The organism is Alkaliphilus peptidifermentans DSM 18978 (assembly GCF_900101495.1).
GTDB classification, from domain to species: Bacteria; Bacillota; Clostridia; order Peptostreptococcales; family Natronincolaceae; genus Alkaliphilus_C; species Alkaliphilus_C peptidifermentans.
In genome coordinates this window covers 177,185-194,422 of the sequence record NZ_FMUS01000001.1, presented here as the reverse complement: position 1 = coordinate 194,422, position 17,238 = coordinate 177,185, and the positions used below count along the sequence as shown (strand labels likewise).

The following is a 17,238-nucleotide window of genomic DNA, read 5'->3' as shown; positions in this document are numbered from 1 at the left end:
AGAATATGACTATACGTATTCTAAAATATAAGGAGGTAATTTAAGTGAACAAAGCTGAATTAGTTTCTAAAATGGCTGAAAAAAGTGCACTAACTAAAAAGGATGCTGAATTAGCATTGAACGCATTGATGGAGAGTGTTGAAGAAGCACTAGTTGCTGGAGACAAGGTTCAATTAGTAGGTTTCGGTACTTTTGATGTTAGAGAAAGAAAGCCTAGACAAGGAAGAAATCCAAGAAACCCAGAGCAAGTAATTGACATACCAGCATCTAAAGCTCCAGTGTTCAAAGCAGGTAAGACCCTTAAAGAAAAGATCAACGGATAATTGCTAGCAAAATTATCAATGACGTAATTAATTTACAGTTTATAAAATGACCTATTGGCTTATTAAGCCAATAGGTCATTTTTATAATTTGTTTATTCCAGAGGGTTCTACAAGTATATAAAAACATACTTAAAGAAACAATAAAAAAAACTTAAAAAAACATTGACAAAAAACAATAACTGGCATAGTATATGAGTGTAAGTGAATATACGCATATAAGAGGGTGAAATCATGTTGGTGGATATTTTTAAAGCAATAGGTGACGAAACCAGAATAAGAATAATCAATTTACTAATAAAAGAAGAGCTGTGTGTATGTGAAATTGAAGCAATACTTAAAGTTTCACAGTCTAATGCTTCCAGACATTTAAATAAATTAAAAGGGGCAGGAATTATTACCTGTGTAAAGAAGGCCCAATGGGTTTATTATCAAATTGATAATTCCTTTATTGACGAAAACAAGCTGCTTTATGAATATATACAAACACAGCTACAGAAAACAAGCATATACTTAAAGGATGCTGAAGAATTAACGAAATTTAGAAGCAGTAATATGACCTGTGTAATACTGAAAGAAGAATTCAGGTAAATATCTGATAGTAGTCAAATTTGTTCTGCAAAGGGGGGGTATTAAAATGAGAAATGGTAAAATTTCTTCCCAATGGCTAAAGAATTACATTCGAGAAAAGGGAGGAATAATGACTGTATCTGTAAGAATGACCATTGACGGCTGATGATCAGCCTATAATGCCCCGTCAGGTTTGGTGGGAAAACCAGAAGCTTTAGAAGAATATGCAGAGTTTAAAGTAGAAGATATAACTTTGTATATTTTAAAGAGTATATTACAAAGCTATGTAAAGAAAAATACACTGTTAATATCTATAGAGGGATATGGTAAATTTGAATTTGAAATTATGGAATAAATCATTTCATAAAACTAAATTAAGTTTTATTTAACTTTCAATTTTCAATTTTCAATTCAATATGATTTATCTATCCTTTTTATATATATAAATCATTTCAAATTTTAAGGAGGAAGTTATATGAAAATAGAATTTTTTGACCCACCAATGTGCTGTTCATCAGGAATCTGTGGACCTAGTGTAGATGAGAAACTAATAAAGGTTAGTGAAAATATTGATACTCTAAAAAGAAAATATGAAGGCATCAGCATAGAAAGATATATGATAAGCCAGCAGCCACTGAAGTTTAGAGACAATGAAGAGGTTTTTAGGTTAGTTAAAGAAAAGGGAAGAGAAGTACTTCCAATTACAACCGTTAACGGTAGAATAATAAAAGTTAATGAATACCCTAGCTTAGAAGAGCTAGAAAAAGAAATAGGAGCTGAATAAATCATGACAAAATTTATACTTTTTTCAGGTAAGGGTGGAGTAGGTAAAACATCTATGGCATCCTCAACTGCTGTTCATTATGCTGAGGAAGGTAAGAAAACACTAATTGTAACCACTGACCCAGCTGCAAACTTATCGGATGTTTTTGAACAGGAAATCGGTCATAGGGTTACGAAAATAAATGGATTAGACGGTTTATTTGCAATGGAGATAGACCCAGATAAGGCAACAGAAGAATACAAAGAAAGATCCTTAGCCCCTATGAGGGAGTTATTTGATGAAGATTTAATTAAGGTGGCAGAAGAACAGCTTAGTGGTCCGTGTACAGAGGAAATGGCGGCATTCGATAAATTTATCGATTTTATGGATGGTAAAGAATATGATATAGTTATTTTTGATACTGCACCTACAGGGCATACTATTCGTTTGTTAGAGCTTCCTGTTGACTGGAGTAAACATATTGAAGAAAGTGCTAAGGGTAGTGGTCAAACCTGCATGGGACCAGTGGCCTTAATTGAAGATAGCAAGAAAAAGTATGACGATGCCATTGCTAAGCTAAGGGATACCTCTGTAACAGATTTTGTATTTGTTATGCAGCCAGAGCAAACATCATTAGAGGAAACAATGCGCTCATCCCATGATTTAGAAGAGCTGGGTATTAAAACTACTAAAATTATAGTTAATGGTTTAATCCCTGAAGAAGAGGCAGCTATTCCCTTCTTCAAGAAAAAGTATGAGAAGCAACTACAAACATTAGAAAAATCAAAAGAAATCTTTAAACATATAAGCCTCCAAACTATGGAATTGTTTGATGAAGAGCTTAAGGGAGTGGAGATGTTTAAAAAAAGTGCCAGCAAACTATTTCAAGGAAGTGATCAAAATGAGTAGACTAGAAACAGCAATATATCCACAAAAAGGCGGAAGAAAGAACATATTCTTTTCTGGAAAGGGAGGCGTAGGTAAAACCTCTATGGCTTGCATTACCGCCGTCGAAACAGCAAGGAAAGGCTTTAAAACATTGTTACTTACCACCGACCCAGCTGCCCATATTGGTAACGTCCTAGATAAGCCAGTTTCAGATAAAATTACTGCTATCGATGGAGTAGAAAACTTATATGCAGCAAAAATTGATCAAAAGAAGGCTACAGAAGAGTATAAACAAAACGTTTTAAAGGATGCAGAGGCAAAGTTTGATGCCAATACCATTATGGCCATGAAGGAGGAGCTGGACTCCCCTTGTACTGAAGAAATGGCATCCTTTCAAAAGTTTGTTGAATTTGCAAGTTTAGAGGAGTACGAGGTTATAGTATTTGATACTGCACCTACAGGTCATACCCTAAGGATGCTAGAGCTTCCTATGGATTGGAGTAAGCAAATTCAATTGAAGGCAGGAGTATCAACTGAAATCAGCGAAGAAGATAAAAAGCAAAAAGAACGTTTCGATCGAGTAATAGATATGATGAAGGATGAGAATACAACTACATTTGCATTTGTAATGTATCCAGAAAGGACACCTATTATCGAAGCCTACCGCGCTTCACAAGAGCTAATGACATTAGATATTAAGACACAGCTGGTGGTGGCAAACTTAATAATTCCTGAAGAACAGGCTATATCACCCTTTTACAAGAAGAGAAGAGGTATGCAGCTTGGATATATAGAAGAAATTAAAGACACCTTTAAGGATGCAGAGCTTCTAAAGGTACCAATGTTTGAAGATGAGATTAAAGGTATTGATATGATAAATAGCATAAGTGATAGAATATTTTAATGGGAGATGATAATTATGAGTGAAAAGGTAAAGGTTCAAATTTTTGGTGTAAAGGATGAAGTAGTGGCAGCACCTTGTGGCTGAGGTCCCAGCGTAAGCTGTGGTCCCAGTGAGGATCCAACAACCTTTGAAATGGTGGAAGAAGTAAAAAACATTATTAGCAAGAGTGATGTCAATGATAAAGTAGAATTTACCTTTATTGATCTAATGGAAGATGACTTAAGCCCTTATGCAGCAGAGAAGAAGGTTATAGATAAAGGCTATCAGCTGCCCATTACATTTGTTGCAGGTAAGCCTGCATTTTCAGGGAAAATAGATACCAATAGATTATATATGGTATTAAAAAAATTATAAAGCAAAAAACACAAAAACCGTTACTAAGATAATTTATAGTAACGGTTTTTGTGTTTTTTGCTTGTATTAAATATAAATAATGCTAGCTACTATTGACAATTAATATTTACAGGAGTAACATAAATATATAAGCATATACTTATATATTGAAGGGAGATGTTCAAAATGTTAATTAAAGTATTGGGTCCAGGCTGTAAAAATTGCAAAACATTAGAGGAAAACACAAGGGAAGCCATAAAGGAATTGAATATTCAAGCTGAGGTTGAGAAGGTTACCGATTTTAAAGCTATAGTAGAGCATGGTGTATTGAAGACTCCGGCCCTTGTAGTTGACGGTAAGGTTGTATCGTCAGGCAAGGTATTAAAGCCAAGTGAAATAAAAGAGCTACTCTAAGCTGTCAATAAGCTGCATTGGAGGGAGACCATGAGCGATAAAAAGAAGTTTGCAATAATTTTAGGGGTTTTCTTAGCTGCATTTTACATGCCAATTACCAACCCCGTTTTTCGTAATGCAATTCTTGAAGCCTTTGCATTACTAAATGAATATGCAAGAGAACATGTTATATTATGCTTGGTACCAGCATTTTTTATTGCTGGGGCAGTGGGGGTTTTTATATCTCAAGATTCAGTAATAAAATATTTAGGTGCAACTGCTAAAAAGTGGGTGTCATATACAGTTGCCTCAGTTTCTGGCGTAATTCTAGCTGTATGCTCCTGTACTGTACTACCTCTATTTGCAGGAATTTACATGAAGGGAGCAGGGCTTGGGCCTGCTATAGCCTTCCTATATTCCGGGCCAGCAATAAACATATTGGCCATCACCATTACTGCACGTGTTTTAGGACTTGAGCTGGGAATAGCCAGAACTATAGGAGCTATTGTATTTAGTATAGTAATAGGATTATTAATGCATTTAATTTTTAGAAAAGAAGAAGCTGAAAGGATGGAGGGTGAGTCGGCTGCCTTTGCAGAGGTAGATGCCGAATCAAAGCCCATCTGGCAGACAATAGTTTACTTCTTTTCAATGGTGGCAGTTTTAGTTTTTGCCAATTGGGCAAGGCCTGTAAGTACAACAGGAATATGGGCTACTCTATTTAGTTTGAAATGGCTGCTTTCTGGATTTTTTCTAGCCATTGTAGTTTATGCAGTTATTAAATGGTTCTCAAAGGAAGAAAGAGAAGCCTGGTATCAGGAAACATGGGGGTTTGCACTGAAAATACTGCCATTATTGTTTGCAGGTATATTAATCGCAGGAGTGTTGCTAGGTAGACCAGGACATGAAGGTATCATTCCTTCAGAGTGGATTGTAAGGCTAGTTGGTGGCAATTCATTGAGGGCCAATTTATTCGCTTCTGTATCAGGTGCATTTATGTACTTCGCTACACTAACAGAAGTACCAATACTAGAAGGGTTAATAGGAGCAGGAATGGGAAAAGGACCTTCCTTAGCCTTATTGCTTGCTGGGCCAGCCCTATCTTTACCTAATATGCTGGTAATACGAAGCATTATAGGAACAAAGAAAACAGCAGTATTTGTCACACTTGTAATAGTAATGGCTACAATTACGGGAATGATATATGGTCACTTATTTTAATATAGTCTAAAGATACAATAAAAAAGCTTAAGGGATTTTAATCTCCTTAAGCTTTTTTCCATTTTCCATTTTCCATTTTCCATTTTCCATTTTCCATTTTCCATTTTTCGCTTTTAACTTTTAATTTTCAACTTTCATTTTTATTCTTTACTACATTTCAGCTTACATGTATTTATCAAGGGGTCATCCTCTATCAATATAATCCGATGGGACTCCTCTTTAAAATCATCTAATTCCTCAAGTGGACATTGCAAAAAATTGTTGAATAGTGAAAAAGCTAAGTCCATATTACTTTTGTTTAATGAGTAAACAACTCTTTGACCCTCCTTCTCCATTTCCACCACATCTACAGCCCTCAATATTTTTAAATGCTGCGAGATCCTAGGTTGACTAATTTGTAGAATGGCCTCCAGCTCACATACATACATAGGCTTATAGGATAAAAGCTTAATAATTCGTATCCGAGTTGCTTCACCTAAAGCTTTAAATATAGCTTCAAAATCCATCACTAAACCTCCCGAAATCGACAAATATATTTTTACATTTATCTCTTTTAGTAATAGCTACCCACCACTAATTACTTTTTTATTATGATTATTATAACAAAAAAATAAACTAATAACATTAATATTACTATTTAACAAAAATAGCAATAGATTAAAGCTTATATTAATTTTTTAAAATTTGTATAATTTATGAATTACTGTTTAAAAGTCATATGCTTTCTAAATTGCTAAAGCTGTTGGCATTTTAAGCATAGTCGAAGGTTTATTCTGTCTTTTAACTGCAATGCTTACCAAAAATTCACCGAGTAGTCTCCTAAATGTAAAAGCATGGAGAATTTGCAAAAATGTAATCAAGATAAAAAGAAGATATCGAGACAAAATATATTCAGGAGGTGAGAATTTTGAAAAATAAAAAAGTATTATTAGTTTTATGTATTATTTTAATTGCAGTAATAGCTATTACCGGTTGTAGACCAGTTGAAAGACCAGTTCCAGATCCAGCACGACCAACGCAAGATGTACCAGCACCAGCACGAACCCAAGATACGCCGGCACAAGACCAACGTGATGTGGTACCAGGACAAACCCCAAGAGAGCCAGTTCCAGGGGGAGCTAGAGCACCTGGAGACCCAATTATAGATGAAGAAAGACCCGAAGAAAGACTACCAGGGCAACCTATAGCTAGATAATAATAAATTAATATATAATATAAAAAGTAAGTTCTATATTTTATAAAATGTAGAACTTATTTTTATGACACAATACTAGCAATCAACAAACTTGAAAAAACAATAGCTTTACAGTAGAATTAAAATAATCTGAAGTATTAGGAGGAAATAACATGAGACTAGATAAATATCTTAAGGTGTCAAGAATTATAAAACGTAGAACAGTAGCAAAGGAAGCCAGTGAAAATGGAAGGGTAAAAATTAATAATAAAGATGCAAAGCCAGGCACAGAAGTAAAAGTGGGGGATATTATTGAAATACATTTTGGAGATAAAATCTTTAAGGCAGAAATTACACGTGTAGCAGAGCATGTATCAAAGGACGATGCACGGGAAATGTATAATATCATAGAAGGATAAATAATTAGAAAAAATTGCATATAATCCTATTGAAAACAAATAATAAAAAAACACTCAACATTCAACATTAATTACTACAAGGAGGATTATTATGCAAAGGATAAAATCGTATACTCTAATAATGTTAGTCATATTTCTGATATTTTTTACAGTAGCCTGTCGTCCACAGGAACGGCCTGAAGAGCAAAGGCAAGAAGAGACTCCACCAATTCCAGAGGAAATAAGTCAAGGTGAAGGGAATGAACCTAGACTAAAGGTATACATAGCAGATACAGGTGAAATTAAGGAAATGGCCTTTGAAGAATACCTTGAGGGAGTTTTAGCGGGAGAAATGCACAATGACTGGCCAGAGGAGGCATTGGCTGCCCAGGCAATATTAGCCAGAAGCTTTGTTATGGAGTTTATAACTGACAAAGGTGGCTCCAAATACGAAGGGGCTCATGTTTCTACAGATATTGAAGAAGCCCAGGCGTGGGATGCAGAGCAAATTAATGACAGAATTAAGGAAGCAGTAAATAGAACAAGAGGAATGGTGGCAGTACATAACAATGAATACATTAAGGCATGGTTTCATGCCCATGCAGGAGGAAAAACAGCAACAGCTCAAGAAGGCTTAGGCTTTGATGCAGAAGAACCTCCATATATTCAGGTTATAGAGTCACCAGATTCAGAGGAAGCACCAGAAGATGATGTTAACTGGTCAGAAACCTTTACTAAAGCAGAAATAATTCAGGCATTACAGGAGCAAGGGCAAGAAGCTTCAGATTTTAATACAATTGAAGTAGCAGAAACGGGTCCATCTGGCAGAGCAACAGTTCTACAAATTGGAGATGCCACTGTAAATGCACCCGCCTTTAGAATTGCTCTAGACAGTACAAGAATGAAGTCAACTATGATTAGAAACATATCTGTTGAAGGTGATCAGGTTACGATAGAAGGTACAGGGTATGGGCATGGCGTTGGAATGAGTCAATGGGGTGCATACCAAATGGCCAATGATGGAAAAAGTGCAGAGGAGATAGTAACCTTCTACTTTAAAGATGTTAATATAATTAATTTGTGGGATTAGTACTAGCAATGTTGTTCTATTTCCCCTCATACTTTCATAGGATAACATGAGAGTAAATATGGGGAAGGTGAAGCCTTTGGAAGATCGTAAAGGAAGTAAAAGTAAAACCCATAATATGATACTTGAGAACCGAGAAAAATTATCAATATCTGGTGTAGAGCATGTTAATAGCTTTAACAGTGAGCTTATTGTTTTAGAAACCATAGAAGGGGTTCTTACAATAAAGGGGCAGGAGCTAGATGTTAATAAATTAAACCTAGAGGATGGAAATGTAGTTGTGACTGGCATTGTCTATTCATTAGCATATAGCAATCGAGATAGCCTAGGGAGCAAAGGCTCAGGGTTTTTAGGTAAAATGTTCAAGTAACTGTAATAAGCTGCCATATATTTATGGCAGCTTTTTTTCTTTAAAGGCTTGTATTCCAAATAAATTCTACCTGTTTTTTATTCTCCATTTTTTTAAAGGGCGCTGTTAAAGACAAATGTTGATATATATTAAAGGCATCATATGCTGGGTTGTGTCATTCTCAGCATTAGCGAAGAATCTTATAAATAACGCTGATGACACTATGATTTTCAAATATTATTAACTAAACAAATTAACATCAAAATTTAACAGAGCTTTTAAAAAAAGTACATACACCAATTTATATACTTCTGCATAATATGGAAGGGAGTAAATAATACCTTTTTGAGGTGATAATATGTATATGTATTCAATTAATCAAGAAGCTTACATATTGCTTGCAACAATCTATGGGGGAATACTTATTGCATTTATTTATGAGCTTTACAAAATTTTCAGAAGTATTTTAAAGCCCAAAAAGTTTGCAACAACCCTACAGGATGCAATTTTTTGGACTATAATTACAGCTGTATCCTTTTACGTTTTGATTTTTAGTAATCAGGGAGATTTAAGATTTTATAATTTTTTAGGATTTATTATTGGAATACTGGCGTATCAATATATACTGAGTAAACCCATTAGTAAAGCACTTAACTATATTTTAAAGATAACAAAAGAATTTTTATCTGACCTATGGAAACTGATTATTTACCCATTTCAGGTGGGTGGTTCTTTGATAGAAGTACCATATTCCTATTGTAAAAAAAAGACAAAGCCAGTATACTATAAGTCAAGGAGGGTTTTAACAATGCCCCGTAGAATAGTATACGATATAAAAAAAACAGTAGGTAATTACCTCAGCAAAAGATAAACCTATAATAGGAGGGTGGAAAATGGCAAAGAAGAAACGACGGAGGTTTAGTGGAACAATAATGATGCTACTACCTATTTTACTTTGCGGTTATGTTTTATTCACCCTATTTGAGCAGCAGAAGGAAATGGCTGAGCTGAAAAGACAAGAGGCATACTATCTTGAAAAAATAGATAAAGCTGAAAAGGAAATTGAAGATATTAATTATCGCATAGAAAATGCCGATAGCGACGAACACATAGAAAAAGTCGCTAGAGAGCAGCTGAAGATGATTGGTTCCGATGAAATTATATTTATTGACATGGGAAAAGGAGGAAACTAAAAAAAAGTGTACCTTTTTCAATACATGTGATATAATAAGTTTGAATAAAAATTAACTAATTTTTAAGACTTTAAAGGAGGAGTAGTAAATTTATGCCGTTAGAGGTAGGTAACGTTGTTGAAGGCACGGTTTCAGGAATAACAAACTTTGGGGCCTTTATCGACTTAGGAGAAGGTAAGACAGGTCTAGTTCATATTTCAGAGGTTGCTAATGACTATGTAAAAAACATCAATGAGTATTTAAAAGCAGATCAAAAAGTAAAGGTGAAGGTGTTAGCAATTGAAAAGGACGGTAAAATTAGTCTTTCGATTAAGCAGGCTATCCCACCTAAAAAGAGGGTTATTAAGCCAGTTGAATATGACTGGAGCCGTAATGAAGAAACAGGCGTGTCTTTTGAAGATAAGCTTAATAGATTTTTAAAAGATAGCGACGAAAAAATTCAGTCTATAAAAAGCAAGAGTAAAAGTAATCGGAAAAGCAATGGACATGCTAAAAGAGCATTTAAAGAATAAATAAAGCCGGAGGATTCCGGCTTTTATTGATTTATAAAGATTTTTTTGGGCTTTAAAAGTATTCTGTCATTCTGAACAAAGTGAAGAATCTATCATTATTCATTGATATTTAATGTATATAGATACGGAGGTATTACATTTGAAACGATATGCAACTATTGATATAGGAACAAACTCCATGAGGCTATTAATGGCTGAAGTGGAGGGAATAAATATTCTACAGCGAAAAAAGCAGGTTAATTCTACTAGGATTGGAAGTGCTGTTGATAAAAATGGGTTGATATCAGATGATGGAATAAAAAGAAATATGGATGCCTACATAAACTTTGTTTCAGAGGCAAAGGAATGGGGAGCAGAAGCCATATGGGCTATAGCCACCAGTGCCGTTAGAGATGCTGAAAATGGTAAAGAATTTGCTTCACAAGCTTTAGAAGCAACTGGTGTACCAATAGAAATAATATCTGGCATCGAAGAGGCTAGATTAGGCTATGTTGGGGTATCCAATGGAGTTTCAATTGAAGATAAAAAAATAATGGTATTAGACATTGGTGGTGGCAGTACTGAGATAATCATTGGAGATACTACTGGTATTTTAGAAATAACAAGCATTAATGCCGGTGCTGTAAGAATGACGGAAAGAATCATAACAACAGATCCAATAACAGAGCTTCAATATCAAGCTCTACAAAATGAGGTTGCAAATGTATTAGAAAAAACTTTAGACCAATATATAATTAAAAATATAAGTAGTTTAGTCGGAATAGGTGGAACAGCCACAACCATAGCCGCTATACATCAGCAGCTTGAAGTTTATAATATGGATAAAATACATAAATACACCCTAACGGTGGCTGATATACAAAAGATAACTGACAAACTAAAGAACCTTACTTTAGAGGAACGAAAAACAATAAAAGGACTTAGTCCTAAAAGAGCGGATATTATCGTTGCAGGTGCCACAATACTTCTGCAAATCATGAAGAAAATCAATGCCACAGAGCTAGTTCTCAGTGAGTACGATAACCTAGAGGGACTATTAATAGAAAAGCTAAAAAGCCAATTTGACTTAAAATAATGTGATAAATGAGTAATATAGCAGAATTTGCAGTGCAAACTACTGCTTATTTTTTTTGTTTTCCAATTTTCATTGCATTTCCATATTTTTCATTGTAATTTTTACCAATTAGTAATTGCCAAACCACTCATGCTATTTTTCTTTTAAGGTTGATATTTCTATGTATTAATGTAGGGCTCTCTTCCCTCATACATTAGCTTTATAGGGTTCAAAGCCTTAGTTTATTTGAATTTTAATATTATGTTTTCAACTCTTAACTTTTAACTCTTAACTCAACTCATCATTTCTTTATATTTTTAATTACTCATTCCTCATTGTTCTATACTTTGTTCTTTTTTGTCTTTCTCCCTTTGGAATTGTCTAAATATTCTTAAAGCCTGTCCACTATTCTTGACAAATCTCTCGGCCTTCCTCTGTTACACTACATATTAGAAATAGATAAGGAAGGTGACAATAATGGCTGAAAGATCTACAGTATACACAGTAGAAAAAAACGTATTTTCATTTCTCAACCAAAAAAGCTTTTTGTTATTACATATTCTGGGGTTTCTTATGGGTAGGGCTGGCATATTAGACAATTTAACACCCTTTGGAATAGGTTTTTATGCTGCCGTTGCATATAGAAATAAAAAATATGCTACAGTAGCTATTACAACGTATTTAGGAATACTAAGCATACAGGGGTTAGCTGTCAGTCTACCCTATGGCATTGCACTAGGAATAATTTTAATGCTCTTTAATTATGCCCTAAGCTTAAGGAAAACAAATGTATTTTCAGTCTCCTTCGCCAGCAGCTTAATCTATTGGGGGATAAGCTTAATTTTTTTAGGATTCAGTAAATTTTATATATATGATTTTATGATGATCACCTTTGAAGCATTGGTTATATTTGCAGTTGTATATATATCCTCCTATGCATTACCTATAACTCTTCATAGAAGTAATAGAAAGGTATTGGCAACTGAAGAGGTAATATGTGTAGCAATAATAATGGCTGTAGCATTATCAGGGGTTAATGAGGTTACTATATTAGGGTTATCAGTAAAAAATGTACTTGGAATATTAATCACTATAATATTTGCATATAATGGAGGAGCTAGCATAGGAGCCTCTGTGGGTATAACGCTGGGGCTAATCAGTACTATGTCAAATAGTGGTATGCCCCCTATTGTTATTGGAATTTATGGATTTTCCGGGTTGCTTTCGGGAATCTTTAAAGATCTCGGCAAAATCGGTAGTGCATTTGGGTTCCTGTTGGGAAACACTATTCTAACCTTCTACAGCAATGGTTACCATGAGGTATTTATTCAATTAAAGGAGGTTGCTATAGCCTTCATACTCTTTTTACTGATTCCAGTTGTCTGGATCAATGAGCTTCAAAAGTATACAAGCCCAGTAGTAGGGTTCATACATGGCACCAGAAGCTATGGTGATGAAATTAAGAAAAGGATTCATGGGAAATTGACGGATTTCTCAAAAACCTTTTATGATTTGTCTACCACCTTTGAAAATATGACTGAGCAGGTAAAACTATTTGGAAATGAAGATATTACAAAGGTTGTAGAAAAAGTTGCAGATGGTGTATGCTTAGATTGTGGAATGAAGCGAACTTGTTGGGATAAAAATTTTATGAATACCTATAAAGGCATTTCCGAACTACTATTTTTAATAGAAACAAAGGAGAAGCTAGACTACGAAAGCATACCAGAAAATATAAAGAAGAAATGTATGTACTCCAGTAAAATAATAGAAAAGAGCATAGCTTTATATGAATTAAGTAGAATAGATTTAACCTGGAAGAAAAAACTGATGGAAAGCCGTGAATTAGTAGGAGAACAGCTAAAGGGGGTATCAAAAGGAATTCAAGAGCTAGCTCTAGATATAAATGATGATATTCAATTTGATACTGAATTAGAAGACTTAATATATATAGCTCTAGATAAACAAGGTCTGCCGGTGAAAAAGCTATTGGTAACCATAAACAGCAAGGGTAATACAGAAATAACCATTGAAAGAAAAAATTGCTATGGAAGAGAAGCCTGTATAGAAAAGTATGTTCCAGTTATTTCAAATGTTATTGGCAATCAGCTAATTAAAAAGAACCATACCTGTAATGAATATAATCATAATAGAAGCTGTAGCTTCACATTGGTAGAAGCAAATAATTTCATGGCCACCACTAAGCTAGCTAAAGCAACAAAGGAAGGAAACTATATTTCTGGAGATACATATTCATTTATGGAGATAAAGGATAATTATTATATGATCGCCTTGAGCGATGGAATGGGAACAGGTGAAAAAGCAAATCGTCAATCTAGTGCAACTATTTCAATGCTGGAAAAGATGATGGAGGCGGGCTTTCAACAAGAAATGGCCATAAAAACTATAAACTCCATACTAATGCTAAAATCATCAGAAGAAATATTTTCAACTATTGATATGACCCTAATAAATTTACAAAAAGGAATAGCTCGATTCGCAAAAATTGGAAGTGCCCCCTGCTTTATAAAAAGGGACAATGGAGATGTTCAAACAATAGCCTCTACAAGCCTTCCAATAGGAATATTATCAGAAATAGATGTTCAAGAAAACAAGCGAAGCCTAAATGATGGGGACTTTATTATCATGATTAGCGATGGAATTATTGAAGTTAATAAAGAAATTGGCGAACAATGGCTGTATGAATTTCTGCTGGAAGCCACCACAAGAAACCCTCAGGAATTAGCCGATCGAATTCTACATCAAGCCCTACAATTTGCAGGGAATAGACCAATAGATGATATGACAGTTCTTGTAACAAAGGTATGGCAAACAAGAGCACAAAAAAACCTAGCCTAGAGCTTTAGCTCTTGCTAGGTTTTTCAAATGGATTTGAATTTTAATGTTTTTAATTATCAATTTGTTTAAATTTTTGATTTTTAATTTTTTTTCATTCAACACTCAACATTCAACATTCAACATTTTAGTTTAGCTTTTTCAATTTTCCATTTTCAATTTTACTGTCCCAGCTCTACCTTTAATGACTGCATAATCATTATAGCAATATCACCTCTAGTAACAATATGATCAGACTTGTAATCTAAGCCACTAGTAATCCCTAATTCCTGTGCTTTTTGCAAATGCCCCTGTGGCCATGGGTCGGTTATCTGGGATTCATAGCCCAATAATCGTACCAGAATAGTTACCGATTCAGCAAAGGTTATGTTAGCTCCAGGTTTAAAGGTCTTATTTCCATAGCCTGCTATTAGCTTTTCTTCGCTTGCTACATTTATATATCCAGAACCCCAAAAACTACCTGCTACATCTGTAAATAAAGTTGTACCCATTCTATTTTTAGCCCTTTCCTCAAGGCCCATCATCCTAACAACTAAAGTAGCATATTCTGCACGGGTTATATTTCTATCCAATCCAAGCGAACCATCTTCATAGCCTTTAAAAACGCCAAGCTCTCTTAAATAATTGCCAGCAGCTTCGACATTAGGGGTGCCGTTAGCATAAACAGAGGTAATGCTGTATATTACTAATAGAGCTATTATTAAGTATTTAAAGTTTCCTTTTAGAATTTTTGTCATAAAAATCCCCCTTTCTCTTTATACACTGTAATTATATCAGAGAAAGGGGATTTTTAAAATTAAGGTTATATTACAAAGCTATTTATCCAATCACTTATTGCTTTTATGGAAATATAATTGGTTGCAAGCTTCTTGCATGCCCAGCACTTGGCCTATAAAACTCCAAATCACATATGAAATCTAAGTTCTTATCAACAATTTCCCCATATATATCTACGTCATATATCCCTTCAATGTATTTAAAGGCACCATTCAGATGATTTCTTAGAATATACTCGCCCTTATCCTTAAGAAGCTTTAGACTTGCATCATCCTTTGTAACATCAATCTCCACTATAACCTCAAAGGCGCCACTATAGCCTTCGTAAACATTAATGTTTAAGTTGAAAAGGTACTTATCATAATACAATCTACTATAATTTTTCTTTAAATCATTTTCTATATCAGTTAGTAAATCTGCAGATCTAATAACATCATCCTGTATAGAGAAGCGTAGTAATATATCATTGTTTCTTGAGTTAATAATTCGACCATTTATATTAACCGTGTCGTCAATTCTATAAATCTCGGTTTTAATACGTTTCAAATAAAGCATCTTCATTTGAGTTGACCAATTATTAAAGTTATTTCCATCCAAACTGATTACTACATCAACATCTTTACGATTCACAAATACTTCATATTTGAAATTTTCGTGATAATAGGTTGACAATCTATCCTTTAAAGCTCTTTCTATTCTAGCACCATCAACCAGCTGATTTTCCTTATGCTCTGCCAGTTTAAAATCAAAATATAAAAGCTTACCACGTGTGTAGTAACTGGCATGTCGTGTTCCAGTTGTAATACTTCTATCCTTTATACTACCTTCAATAACAGCATTGGAATTAAATAATAGACGAACAGCATAGAAAACATCATCCACCCAATTTTCTATAGTCCTTCTGTCCAAGTCTTCCCATTTCCTGATATCATGACCAAATGAAGCCTCTAATAAGTATGAGTCCTTACTCAATTCTTTAAATTCTATATCCATTGTTAAAGTTCCCAGCTCTTTGAAATGTTCCTTTATGTACTTTTCCATTTCAGCCACTGTTTTAATTTCCTTATATTCAATGCGACCTCCTTGAAGACGATTAACTATACCTCGCAGCTCTGATACCTGATTTTTTAAGGATTCCAGCTCGTAATGCTTTTGAAAGGTTACAGGAACAGAGGATGTGTCAGGGTCAACCTCAAAAATACGGTTTGTGTTAATTCTAACCTTGGACTCTTTTTCGTCATATACTAGGTTTAAATAAAGGGCATCTGCCAGCTCCTCCATAGGCATATAAACCTTATTATCAAATATTAAAGGCTCATTAGCCATTTCCAGCTTCTCTCCATCCACCTCAACCTGAATATTGTTAAACCATGCAGTTATAGTTCTTCTGTAAGATTGTCCATAGCCACTGGTGGTAAAAGAAAATATCAGTATCACTAATAAAACTGTTATCAATGTTGACCTTTTCACCATGATGTTCCCCCTTATTTATAATTAATTGATATCGTTGTAATTTACTCCTCATAATAATATCGTAATATTTGTCAAAAAACTATAGTGGATTTTTACTAATACTATGAATTATATTTTGCAATTAATTTTACCGTTGTCTAACCTAAAAACTAATGCTATAATAAACAAAACAAAATAACCATAAATTGACAAAATTACAAAACATTTCGAAATAATTTTGTTACATTACTTATGATTAGAAGATACCTTTTCGATTTGATATTTGCTGAATAATGGGTATAGCATCGAAAAAAATTCAAACTAAGCTTATCTTAATATGATATAATTTAAAAATAAATAAGTAATTGTGGGGGAGGATTTATGGAGGATAAAGTTTTAGATTTATTAGAAAAAATGTACATTGAAATGCAAGAAATGAAACAAGTCATGGCAACCAAAGATGACATAAAGAATATGGCAACCAAAGATGACATAAAGAACATGGCAACCAAGGACGACATAAAGAGACTAGAAAATAACATGGTTAAAATGGAAAATGAACTAAAGGATGATATACGCGGTTTGTATGACAGATACAAGCAATGTGTAGAAGGTATTTCTGGCATAAATTATAAGCTTGATAAATTAACTGAAAAGGTAGATAATCAAGAAATTAGGCTACAAGTCCTAAAAACTGCTAAATAGCTTTTTCAATAATCCAACCCTGTAATTAAACAGGGTTTTAATTTTTAAATTTTATCTTTTCATTCAACATTTAACATTCAACATTATCTTATTAGTCATTCTGAGCATAGCGAAGAATATAATGTTTTATATTTGTTTCAATTCTCCATTTTGTTCCCTTTTCATTACTAATTACTCATTGTTTTCATTACTCATTGTCTTAAAACTGTGTCTTTTGTTTCATTTTTATGACAATTCCTTAAAAGTGCAGAAGTTGGAAATTACCTGTGCTATAATGATAAAAAAACCT

General features: G+C 34.0%; 22 protein-coding genes. 19 read left to right on the top strand and 3 right to left on the bottom strand.

The annotated features are described in order from the left end of the window. The first annotated feature begins 44 nt into the window (after positions 1–44). The 9 genes from BLP68_RS00890 to BLP68_RS00855 all read left to right on the top strand — a co-directional run bounded on the left by BLP68_RS00890 (position 45) and on the right by BLP68_RS00855 (position 5,392). A complete protein-coding gene (locus tag BLP68_RS00890; protein ID WP_091538885.1) occupies positions 45–323 on the top strand; it encodes an HU family DNA-binding protein in 279 nt (92 codons plus the stop codon). A 231-nt stretch (positions 324–554) separates the two neighbouring features. Beyond that, positions 555–911 (top strand): ArsR/SmtB family transcription factor, encoded by a 357-nt coding sequence (locus BLP68_RS00885; protein WP_242876872.1) that lies wholly within the window; start codon positions 555–557, stop codon positions 909–911. Positions 912–1,086: 175 nt separating this feature from the next. Next, a complete protein-coding gene (locus BLP68_RS21560; protein ID WP_176758803.1) occupies positions 1,087–1,245 on the top strand; it encodes a hypothetical protein in 159 nt (52 codons plus the stop codon). A 120-nt stretch (positions 1,246–1,365) separates the two neighbouring features. Further along, entirely contained in the window at positions 1,366–1,674 is a 309-nt protein-coding gene (gene arsD, locus BLP68_RS00880; protein WP_091538881.1) for an arsenite efflux transporter metallochaperone ArsD, read from the top strand. A 3-nt stretch (positions 1,675–1,677) separates the two neighbouring features. Then, positions 1,678–2,562 (top strand): ArsA family ATPase, encoded by an 885-nt coding sequence (locus BLP68_RS00875; RefSeq protein WP_242876871.1) that lies wholly within the window; start codon positions 1,678–1,680, stop codon positions 2,560–2,562. Beyond that, positions 2,555–3,445 (top strand): ArsA family ATPase, encoded by an 891-nt coding sequence (locus BLP68_RS00870; RefSeq protein WP_091538876.1) that lies wholly within the window; start codon positions 2,555–2,557, stop codon positions 3,443–3,445. Before BLP68_RS00875 ends, BLP68_RS00870 begins: the two co-directional genes overlap by 8 nt. Before the next feature lie 132 nt (positions 3,446–3,577). Then, positions 3,578–3,799: a hypothetical protein gene (locus tag BLP68_RS00865; RefSeq protein ID WP_091538874.1), complete on the top strand. Its 222-nt coding sequence runs from the start codon at positions 3,578–3,580 to the stop codon at positions 3,797–3,799. A gap of 165 nt (positions 3,800–3,964) precedes the next feature. Then, positions 3,965–4,192 (top strand): thioredoxin family protein, encoded by a 228-nt coding sequence (locus BLP68_RS00860; RefSeq protein ID WP_091538871.1) that lies wholly within the window; start codon positions 3,965–3,967, stop codon positions 4,190–4,192. A 30-nt stretch (positions 4,193–4,222) separates the two neighbouring features. After that, positions 4,223–5,392, top strand: a complete 1,170-nt coding sequence (locus tag BLP68_RS00855) for a permease (protein WP_091538869.1) — start codon at positions 4,223–4,225, stop codon at positions 5,390–5,392. Between the two features lie 140 nt (positions 5,393–5,532). Here BLP68_RS00855 and BLP68_RS00850 read toward each other — a convergent pair whose 3' ends face one another. Next, positions 5,533–5,898 (bottom strand): ArsR/SmtB family transcription factor, encoded by a 366-nt coding sequence (locus BLP68_RS00850; protein ID WP_091538867.1) that lies wholly within the window; start codon positions 5,896–5,898, stop codon positions 5,533–5,535. A 401-nt stretch (positions 5,899–6,299) separates the two neighbouring features. Between BLP68_RS00850 and BLP68_RS00845 the strand changes: the two genes are divergently transcribed. From BLP68_RS00845 to spoIIE, 9 genes are all read left to right on the top strand, one after another. Then, complete coding sequence (locus BLP68_RS00845) at positions 6,300–6,587, top strand: hypothetical protein (protein ID WP_091538864.1); 288 nt, start codon at positions 6,300–6,302, stop codon at positions 6,585–6,587. Positions 6,588–6,739: 152 nt separating this feature from the next. Continuing rightward, the gene (locus tag BLP68_RS00840; RefSeq protein ID WP_091538863.1) at positions 6,740–6,985 is read left to right on the top strand and encodes an RNA-binding S4 domain-containing protein; all 246 of its coding nucleotides are present in this window, start codon (positions 6,740–6,742) and stop codon (positions 6,983–6,985) included. A 91-nt stretch (positions 6,986–7,076) separates the two neighbouring features. After that, positions 7,077–8,054, top strand: a complete 978-nt coding sequence (locus BLP68_RS00835) for a SpoIID/LytB domain-containing protein (RefSeq protein WP_091538860.1) — start codon at positions 7,077–7,079, stop codon at positions 8,052–8,054. Between the two features lie 58 nt (positions 8,055–8,112). Next, positions 8,113–8,421 (top strand): sporulation protein YabP, encoded by a 309-nt coding sequence (yabP, locus tag BLP68_RS00830; RefSeq protein WP_176758802.1) that lies wholly within the window; start codon positions 8,113–8,115, stop codon positions 8,419–8,421. Positions 8,422–8,758: 337 nt separating this feature from the next. Next, positions 8,759–9,271, top strand: coding sequence for a spore cortex biosynthesis protein YabQ (gene yabQ, locus BLP68_RS00825; protein ID WP_091538858.1), 513 nt, complete (start codon positions 8,759–8,761; stop codon positions 9,269–9,271). Between the two features lie 22 nt (positions 9,272–9,293). Beyond that, a complete protein-coding gene (locus BLP68_RS00820; protein WP_091538856.1) occupies positions 9,294–9,593 on the top strand; it encodes an FtsB family cell division protein in 300 nt (99 codons plus the stop codon). 92 nt (positions 9,594–9,685) lie between these two features. Further along, a complete protein-coding gene (locus BLP68_RS00815) occupies positions 9,686–10,105 on the top strand; it encodes a S1 domain-containing RNA-binding protein (protein WP_091538853.1) in 420 nt (139 codons plus the stop codon). A 139-nt stretch (positions 10,106–10,244) separates the two neighbouring features. After that, positions 10,245–11,180: a Ppx/GppA phosphatase family protein gene (locus BLP68_RS00810; RefSeq protein WP_176758801.1), complete on the top strand. Its 936-nt coding sequence runs from the start codon at positions 10,245–10,247 to the stop codon at positions 11,178–11,180. A gap of 456 nt (positions 11,181–11,636) precedes the next feature. Then, positions 11,637–14,018: a stage II sporulation protein E gene (gene spoIIE, locus BLP68_RS00805; RefSeq protein ID WP_091538849.1), complete on the top strand. Its 2,382-nt coding sequence runs from the start codon at positions 11,637–11,639 to the stop codon at positions 14,016–14,018. A gap of 158 nt (positions 14,019–14,176) precedes the next feature. Here spoIIE and BLP68_RS00800 read toward each other — a convergent pair whose 3' ends face one another. Then, positions 14,177–14,752, bottom strand: coding sequence for an S-layer homology domain-containing protein (locus BLP68_RS00800; protein ID WP_091538846.1), 576 nt, complete (start codon positions 14,750–14,752; stop codon positions 14,177–14,179). A 103-nt stretch (positions 14,753–14,855) separates the two neighbouring features. Then, positions 14,856–16,265: a stalk domain-containing protein gene (locus tag BLP68_RS00795; RefSeq protein WP_091538843.1), complete on the bottom strand. Its 1,410-nt coding sequence runs from the start codon at positions 16,263–16,265 to the stop codon at positions 14,856–14,858. 360 nt (positions 16,266–16,625) lie between these two features. On the opposite strand from BLP68_RS00795, the gene BLP68_RS00790 reads away from it, so the two are divergent. Continuing rightward, positions 16,626–16,949, top strand: a complete 324-nt coding sequence (locus BLP68_RS00790; RefSeq protein ID WP_091538841.1) for a hypothetical protein — start codon at positions 16,626–16,628, stop codon at positions 16,947–16,949. The last annotated feature ends 289 nt before the right edge of the window (positions 16,950–17,238 follow it).